Here is an 8,517-nt window from a genome sequence, read left to right as displayed (position 1 = left end):
GTCTATAAACTTTTTTCTTTCACCTCCTTCTATTTTAGCGCTGGATTTTCAATTAATCTGGCTAATTTATCTAAGAATTTTGCTGCATCTGCTCCATCTATTATTCGGTGGTCATAAGAAAGAGAAAGATAAGCTAGCTCCCGTATGCTGATTTTATCTTCGTCAACGACCACAGGTTTTTTGATTATTCTTCCGATTCCTAAAATCGCCACTTCTGGCGGGTTAATAACCGGAGTAAAAATTTCTGTTCTCATCATTCCTAAATTAGTTAAAGTAAAAGTTGAGCCCTTGATATCATTTTCAGAAATTACACCTTTTCTTGCTTCACCAGCTATTTTCTTAATTTGGTCATTAATTGTTTCTAAGTTTAATTTGTCGCTATTTCGAATGATCGGAACCATCAATCCTTTTTCTGTGTCCACAGCAATGCCTATATTAATATTATTATAAATGATTACTTCTTTTTCGTCTTGATTAAAGTGGGCATTAAATTGATTTAGTTCTCTTAAAACTTTAGATAGAAAAAAGATTAAACCGGAAGTTATCCTGACCTTATTTTCTTTCATCAGTTTTTTAAATTCAGTAAAATCAACTTCTGTGGTATTGGTTAAAGTGACAGCTGTATGAAAAGATTTTGATAGTCTTTCGGCGATTGTTCTTCTTAAACTTGAAAGTTTTTCTATTTGGAAATCTGCTTTCTTTTCAGAAGCAGAAGAGAGGTAGACGAGGATATCTTTTTTTTCTATCCTTCCATCCGGTCCTGAACCTGTCATTTGAGAGAGGTCGAGGTTTTTTTCTCGAGCAATTTTTTTAGCCAGAGGGGAAGCTTTTATTCGTCTCCCTCTTTCTGGATTGATAATCTTTACAGGAAGGATTTCTTCTCTTTCTATTGTTTCAATGATTCTTTTTAGTTCTTCTGTGTCTTCATTTTTGTAAATTTTTTCTCCTTCTTCTCCTATAAGAGCAATTACTGCCCCTACTTTTATTTCTTCTTTTTCTTTTCCAATTATTTTAAGAAGTACACCAGAAGCAGGGGAAGCCATCTCATTGGTTATTTTTTCGGAAGAAACTTCAAAAAGTGGTTCACCTTCTTTAATGTTTTCTCCCTCTTTTTTAAACCATTTTTCAATAAAGCCAGATTCCATAGTTAAACCAAATCTGGGCATTTTAATTTCATACATTATATCTACCTACCTTACAATTTTCTTTACTGCATTAATGATATCTTTATAGCTGGGAGTGACGAAATCTTGGAGAGGGGAAGCAAAAGGCATAGGAACATTTTTTGCTCCAACTCTTAGAATAGGTGCGTCTAAATAGTCAAAAGCTTCTTCTTGAATTACACTGGCAATTTCTGCTCCCCATCCGGCTCTCTTCCAGGTTTCGTGAGCTACAACCAGGCGACCAGTCTTTTTTACTGATTCGATAACTTGATTTTTGTCCCAGGGGACCAAAGTTCTCAGGTCTATAACTTCCACGCCTATATCCTCATACTCAAGCTCTTTCGCTGCCCTTAAAGACTCGTGAACCATTCTGGACATAGTCACTACCGTAACATCGTTTCCTTCTTTTTTAATATCGGCAACACCGAAGGGGATAAGGTATTCTTCCGCCGGAACAGGACCCTTTGTCTTATATAGCATTTTATGCTCAAAACAGATAACCGGATCATCTTCTCTTAAAGCAGTTTTTATAAGTCCTTTGATATCATAAGGGGTAGAAGGGATGATTATTTTTATTCCGGGGATGTGCATGAATATGGTTTCTATAGATTCTGAGTGTTGTGCTGCTGCAGAATTAGATATGCCATCAGGACCTCTTAAAAGTAGATGAAGTTTTCCTTGGCCACCGGTCATGTATCTAATCTTTTCTATCTGAAGGGTGATGGATTGAATACCGGTAAATAGAAAATCTGCAAAATGAAATTCGGCAATGGGCCTCATCCCTACCAGTGCAGCTCCCAATGCAGAACCATAGATAACTTCTTCGGATATGGGAGTATCAAAAATTCTATCAGGAAATTTTCCTAAAAGAGATTTATATGCACCGAATATACCTCCTTGTTTGACTATATCTTCACCGTATGTGAAAATAGTTGGATCTTTTTCCCTTTCCTCATAAATTGCTTCTCCTAAAGCCTCAGCGAAAGTTATTTCCCTCATTTTTATCTCCTTTAATAATCATAACCGGAATCGTTAACAAAAAGGTCGGTTAAAGCGTTTTTACCGTTTGGTATAGGACTTGCTTTAGCAAATTTAACCGCTTCTTTAATTTCTTTTTCATTATCTCCCCAGGTTTTTTTCTTTTCAGCTTCATTCAACATCTTCAACTCTGTCAATATTTTCTCAAATTTTTTAATAGGGTCATTTAACCGAAATTTCTCGACTTCTTTTTTATCTCTATAAAGTTCGGGGTCTCCCACGAAATGACCTTTAATTCTGTAGGTTTTTGCTTCAAGTAGAGAAGGTCCCCCGCCTTCTCTGGCTCTTTTTATTATTTTCTTTGCAGTTTCGTAAACGGTTATTATATCATTTCCATCTATGGTTATCCCGGGTATTCCATAGCCTACTGCTCTATCGGAAATATTTTCTACAGAAGTTGTGTCTTTGGTACTTACTGTGGAGGCAAATTTGTTATTTTCTATCACAAAAATTATTGGCAGTTTATAGATTGAAGCAAAGTTTAAACTTTCATGAAAAGCCCCGGTATTTGATGCTCCGTCTCCAAAAAAAGCTACGACAACTTGGTCATTCTTTTTTATTTTTATCCCTAAACCCGCACCGACTGCTATAGGGAGACCTCCTCCTACTACACCGTTTGCTCCTAAAACACCAATAGAAAAATCGGCTATATGCATTGAGCCTCCTTTTCCTTTACAGTAGCCTGTTGTTCTACCGAAAAGTTCTGCCATCATTCTTTTTACATCTGCACCTTTGGCTATCATATGACCGTGTCCTCGGTGGGTACTGGTGATGAAATCATCTTTTCGAAGATTAGCCATAACTCCGGTGGCAATGGCCTCTTCTCCAATGTAAAGGTGAATAAAACCAAGAAGTTCTCCTTCCAAGAATAATTTTTCTGCCATGAGTTCGAAATTTCTAATTCTTACCATGGTATCATAAAGATTTAATAAAAAATCTTTTGAATACACCATATACAATTACCTCCATGCATGTTTCTTGAATTTCAATTAGTTCTATATAAACATAAAAGCAAGTTTTGTGCCAAGATTGATAAATTTAGAAAGCTTTATTTCGTAAGGAATTTTAGAGAGGGTTAAATCTAAAAGTGTAAAGTTGTAAAATATTTTTTAACTAATATGTAAAAAATATTTACACTAAAGGGGATTATTAATTAAAAGAATGTTGAATAAAAAGGGACATTTTTAGAATTTTTTCTGAATATGCCACTTGTTTATATGGTGGTAGACTGTAGGTCTTGATATTCCCAGAATTTTTGCCGTTTTTGAAATATTCCATTTTGTATCTTGAAGAACTTGAATTAAGGATTCTTTTTTTGTTTCACCTATAGATTTAAGGGAAGGATTGCTTTTTATTATTTCACCAGGGAGATGAGATATATTTAATTCATTATTTTCGCAAATATTTAATGCCCTTTCTATGATATTTTCAAGCTCTCTGACGTTTCCCGGAAAGTGATAAGTAGTAAGGGGTTTGATAAATGAAGGATCTATTTTTGATATAGTTTTTTGTAATTTTATTGAAAGCTTTTCCACAAAATAATTCACTAAAATTGGAATATCTTCAGTTCTTTCCTTTAGAGGGGGGGGATTAATTTGTATTACATTTAGCCTGTGGAATAAGTCCTTTCTAAAGTTTCCATTATCTATTTCCCTTGATAAATCTTTATTGGAGGCAGCGATTATCCTAATATTTATCGCTATTGATCTTACACCTCCAATTCGGATAACGCTTCTTTCCTGAATAATTCTTAAAAGTTTTACCTGAAGCCCCAGAGGAAATTCACCAATTTCATCAAGGAAAATAGTACCCCCATTGGCAAGTTCAAATTTTCCAGGTCTTCCTTTTTTATCTGCCCCGGTAAAAGTTCCTGGCTCATATCCGAAGAATTCACTTTCGGCAAGTTCTCTGGGTATTGCCCCGCAGTTTATCACCATAAAGGGTTCTTTTCTTCTTATTCCCTCATAGTGGATGGCCTGGGCGAACATTTCTTTCCCGGTGCCGGTTTCTCCTAGAATTAAGACGTTGGAATTAGATTTTGCGGCAATTTTAGAAATTCTAATTGCTTCTTTCAATTTAGGACTGTTGCCTATAATATCTGAAAAATTAAATTTTGCTTGAGCACCAATATATGAAGTAACAAATTTTCTTACCCTATTTATTTCTCTAAAGAAATCTACAACCCCGGCAAAATTTCCCTTTTCGTCTCTTACCACTACGGCGCTTTTTATAAAATGAAGTGTTCCCCAAAGAGGACTATTAATGATAAACTCCCGGTCAGTATAGCCTTCATGTGTTTTAAAGACAGATAAAATAACCGGATCGAAATCTACAATATCCACAATAAGTTTTCCTAATGAGTTTTTTATATCAACGCGGAGTATTTCTCCGGCATTTTCATTTAAATATAAAATTTTTGCCTCTTCATCAAGACAGATGATTCCGTCTTTTGTTCCTTTACTTATTATATCCAGGTATTTTTTTGAGAGCTTTGAATTTTCTGATATTTCTCTTAATCTTACCTCTTTTTCTACGGCAAGAGAAAGGGCGGAGATGATTCCTAATCCATAAACCGGGTAGTTATTTTTTTTGGTAGCAAGAGAGATAACGCCATAAATATTTCCTTCAAAATCGCGAATGGGGGAAGAAGCACAAGCCCAATCTTTTAATTGTAATAAGGAATGATTAGATCCTATTATTTCTACTTCTTCATGGCGAGTAAGAGAACGCTCTATCGAGGTAGTTCCAAAAAAATCTTTGCTGATAATAACACCTTCTGTGAAAACTCCCTCTTCTCCGTTTGGTGAGATTGTCTTTAAAACGACTCTGTCAGAATCTATAAAGGAAATAAAAAAATCTTTCTTTTTTATTTTAGAAATAAATTTTTCCAAAAGGGAGACTATTGAAGAGAACCAAATCTTATTTTTTTCCCTTCTTCTATTTAGCTCTTCAGGAGATACCCTTACTGGTTCTATATTTTTTAAGTTTTTTTGATCTTTTATCATTTCATCTTTTTTGTTGAATTGTTTCATATATTTTATCCGATGCTTAAAATAATAAATCAACGCTACCAGTTAAAAATTATTTTCTATCTTTAAAAAATCATTATTGTAAATTTTTATTACATTACTTTCTTCTATTTTAAGTGTTTGCAGAAAGTTTTTCAATATTTTTTCTTTTAGCATATTTACGGAAATAGGCGCCCAGGATGAAAGATTGGTTACTTCACTTCTTTTACTTTTAACCGGTGTCCTTGTATCTTTCGGATATTCTTCTACCCACTTTATTACTTTTTTTAATTCTTTTAGATTAGAATTTATCAAGAGTGAAGATTGAAAAAAAAATTTGTTATTTTTTTGAGCAATAGCAGAACCTAAAATTTTCTTGTCTCCCAAAAAGATGGAATTTCTTTCCTTTATTTCACAATTTTTGTAGACTTCTTTTATTCCTTTTAAGATTATCTCGGTTATCCCCTTTACCTCTTCCAGAATATATTTTGAGAAGAGAATATTATCTTTTTCCTTACAGAAGGTTATATTTAGATTTCCCCGATCATGATAGACCGTTCCGCCACCGGTGAATCTTTTAAAAATTAGGATATTTTTTCTTTTGGTATATTTCAGGTTCACCTCAAATTCTTCTTCTTGAAATTTTCCCAAAACCACACATGGATTATTTTGCCAGAACCTTAGGATAAAACTATCTGGCTTGCTTATTTTCAAAATCTTTTTTTCGATTTCGAAATTTATTTCAGGCTCAAAATTAAGGATATCAACTACAATTAGTTTCATTGACTTACCGTACTCCGCGATAATGGATTTATTTTTTTAGGTTATCATTATAAGAGGCTAGAACTTATTGTATATCATAACATTTATCTCTACAATTGCTATAAAATAGTAGGGGGTACGATACGTCGTACCCCCTACTATTTTATTTATTTTTGGGCGTATAATGATATGGTTATCAGGGAATATCTATATAGCTCACCTCTATATTGGAAACGCCACAATCAATCTCTATCTCAGTTTTAAATTCTGAGATATCATAATTATTAGAAATATACCGACCATTCTTTTTAGTGAAGTAGTTAGCGTTAAGATCTTTTACCCCAATTCCAGAATCAATATTCACGGTTGCCCCTACATTTTTAGGTAAGGAAATATCAATATTAGATACACCGGAATCTATCATTATTGCAGAATTATATTGAGGAATGATTAATTTAACATTACTTGCTCCGCTTTCAATGGTTAGTTTTTCTATATTAAAACCGGATAAGTTACAATCAGTATCAATGGCGCTAGTTTTAATGTATAGTTCATATATTATTTGATCATTTAATTTTAATTGCCATTCATTTTTAATATTATTAGAACCTCTTTTTAAGTGGGTTGTCGGTGAATGGTAGATTAGTATGTCAGATTCTTTTCCTGTTTGGGAGAATTTCTCAAGTGGTTCAAATTCTTTATATCGATATTGAGAGATGCATTCATAAAGCAGAGGAGTAGATTTTCCTAAGGTAAGTTTCCCGACATCAAAATTTAATCCAATGGAAGCTTTTTCAATTTCAGAATACTCTTTTGTTTCCAAAGCTGTTTCAGTTTCAGGGGTTTTGTCAGTATCAGGAGCCACTTCGGTATCCGGAGCCGTTTCGGTTTCAGGGATTTTTTCAATTTCTATGGCTATTCCACGGCTAAGAGTTTTTGTTTCCCTTACTACTTCTCCTTCAAAATTAATTCCCATGTAACTTGCACCAACTCCCACGACAATTCCCAGGAATATAATTAGAGGTCCGATAAAGGAAAGACCCTTTCCCCTAAAAATTAAAGACCAACCTAAACTGATAACCAGCAAAGGCCAGAGTTTGAATAAATTTGACCATACCGACCAATCTAATATCTGTAAAGTATTTGCTAAGAGGATTATTCCTATAAGTAAAAAAGTTAATCCTTTAATTAGTTTACTTGCTTTCATTTTTTTCACCTCGATTTTATTAATTTACCAATTTACCGAGTGGTCAATTCACCAATTAAATTAGTCAATAGTAAATAGTATATGAATAAAGTATAGCGTTCAACGTTTAGCGTATAGTATTATAAAATATTTTTTTATAATTTTAACTTTATTCAATTTTACCTTTAATCTATTTTTAAAAGAGAGAATAAAATAAAAAATATGTTTACGTGATACTGTTTTATTCTTTTTTAGTAAGATTAGACCAGGAGTTAGCAATTAAAAGATCAATCAACCTTTGTTGGTCAGACAAATATTCGGGGTTTAGGCTAAGGGCAATTTCGCCTTCCCTAACAGCATTTTCGTAATCTTGGCTCCGGTAATAAGATAATCCTAATTTATAGTGTGCCTCTGAGAGGATATAATTTGAATCTGCTAATTGAAGAGCTAGTTCATAGTTTTGATAAGCTTTTTTTAGCTCTCCTGCATTATAATGCATATTGCCAATTTCAATAAAAGCCTGGGCAAAATTATCGAAAGTAAAATCTTTGATGTATAAGGGGTAGAATTTTTGGGATAATACTTTTTCCATGATGGCTTTTTCGTATTCTTTATCTTTTAGATCAATAAGTCCTAATCGGTAATATGCTATAGCTACCGATCGTTTATCCTCACTAAATTGAGTTGCTTTATTATAAGCTGAAACAGCTTGTTCGAGATTTCCCACACCACTATAGTAATCACCCAAATTTAAATAATCCGCAGCACTTAATTGGTAAGCTAAAAAATTCTCCAGGATATAAGGACTGGGTTTCAATTTGCCCAATTTTATATAGGTTTCCGTTGCTTCGATTAGTTGGTCATTATCCTGGTAAAGTTGAGCCAATTCGGAAATAAGTTTGTCGTTTTGAGGAATAAGTTCAACAACTTTTTCGTATTCCGGTATGGCTAAATCATACTTGAGCGTATCTTTATATATCATTCCCTTTATATAGTATGCAAAAGCATTATTGGGATTTTCGGTAATAATTTGAGATAGATTAGCAAGAGCTAATTCTCTTTCTCCCATTCTATACAAAGCATAACTCTGATTTATCCTAGCTAAAATATTTGTTTGATCTAAGTCTAAAGCTTTTTGGTATTCTTTTTCAGCGGGTTCATATAGGTTTAATGCACAATAAAAGTTTCCCATATTGATAAAAGCAAAAATATCTGGTTTCAAGGTTTTTCCTTCTATAATTTCCTGTAATAATTTCTCTGTTTCAGTGCTGGCAAAGACAGTGGTAGCAAAAAGGGTAAATAAGATGATTAAAAATATTATAATGCTTAGTTTTGAAATTTTTCTATGCATATCTACCAT

At 33.4% G+C, this 8,517-nt stretch carries 7 protein-coding genes; all 7 read right to left on the bottom strand.

Features of this window, described 5'->3' with window-relative positions; all coding sequences use genetic code 11:
* Window positions 1–29 precede the first annotated feature (29 nt).
* Complete coding sequence (locus ENO17_07575) at window positions 30–1,181, bottom strand: 2-oxo acid dehydrogenase subunit E2 (protein ID HER24889.1); 1,152 nt, start codon at window positions 1,179–1,181, stop codon at window positions 30–32.
* A 9-nt stretch (window positions 1,182–1,190) separates the two neighbouring features.
* A complete protein-coding gene (locus ENO17_07570; protein HER24888.1) occupies window positions 1,191–2,162 on the bottom strand; it encodes an alpha-ketoacid dehydrogenase subunit beta in 972 nt (323 codons plus the stop codon).
* An 11-nt stretch (window positions 2,163–2,173) separates the two neighbouring features.
* Window positions 2,174–3,154 carry a thiamine pyrophosphate-dependent dehydrogenase E1 component subunit alpha gene (locus ENO17_07565; GenBank protein HER24887.1) on the bottom strand — a complete coding sequence of 327 codons (981 nt, stop codon included), beginning with the start codon at window positions 3,152–3,154 and terminating at the stop codon, window positions 2,174–2,176.
* Between the two features lie 231 nt (window positions 3,155–3,385).
* On the bottom strand, window positions 3,386–5,233 hold the full coding sequence (locus tag ENO17_07560; GenBank protein ID HER24886.1) for a sigma-54-dependent Fis family transcriptional regulator: 1,848 nt from the start codon (window positions 5,231–5,233) through the stop codon (window positions 3,386–3,388).
* Between the two features lie 42 nt (window positions 5,234–5,275).
* On the bottom strand, window positions 5,276–5,992 hold the full coding sequence (locus ENO17_07555) for a hypothetical protein (protein HER24885.1): 717 nt from the start codon (window positions 5,990–5,992) through the stop codon (window positions 5,276–5,278).
* Window positions 5,993–6,167: 175 nt separating this feature from the next.
* The gene (locus ENO17_07550; GenBank protein HER24884.1) at window positions 6,168–7,178 is read right to left on the bottom strand and encodes a hypothetical protein; all 1,011 of its coding nucleotides are present in this window, start codon (window positions 7,176–7,178) and stop codon (window positions 6,168–6,170) included.
* Between the two features lie 220 nt (window positions 7,179–7,398).
* A partial coding sequence (locus ENO17_07545) for a tetratricopeptide repeat protein (GenBank protein HER24883.1) occupies window positions 7,399–8,517 on the bottom strand: 1,119 nt, incomplete at its 5' end.

The organism is Candidatus Atribacteria bacterium, assembly GCA_011056645.1.
In the GTDB taxonomy this organism is placed as follows: domain Bacteria; phylum Atribacterota; class Phoenicimicrobiia; order Phoenicimicrobiales; family Phoenicimicrobiaceae; genus Sediminicultor; species Sediminicultor quartus.
This window is presented reverse-complemented; position numbering and strand designations above follow the sequence as displayed.

Bases quoted from the DNA above. Each gene is read 5' to 3' on its own strand.
- ENO17_07575 (HER24889.1), bottom strand. From the start codon at position 1,181: ATGTATGAAATTAAAATGCCCAGATTTGGTTTAACTATGGAATCTGGC.
- ENO17_07565 (HER24887.1), bottom strand. From the start codon at position 3,154: ATGGTGTATTCAAAAGATTTTTTATTAAATCTTTATGATACCATGGTA.
- ENO17_07555 (HER24885.1), bottom strand. From the start codon at position 5,992: ATGAAACTAATTGTAGTTGATATCCTTAATTTTGAGCCTGAAATAAAT.
- ENO17_07550 (HER24884.1), bottom strand. From the start codon at position 7,178: ATGAAAGCAAGTAAACTAATTAAAGGATTAACTTTTTTACTTATAGGA.
- ENO17_07570 (HER24888.1), bottom strand. From the start codon at position 2,162: ATGAGGGAAATAACTTTCGCTGAGGCTTTAGGAGAAGCAATTTATGAG.
- ENO17_07560 (HER24886.1), bottom strand. From the start codon at position 5,233: ATGAAACAATTCAACAAAAAAGATGAAATGATAAAAGATCAAAAAAAC.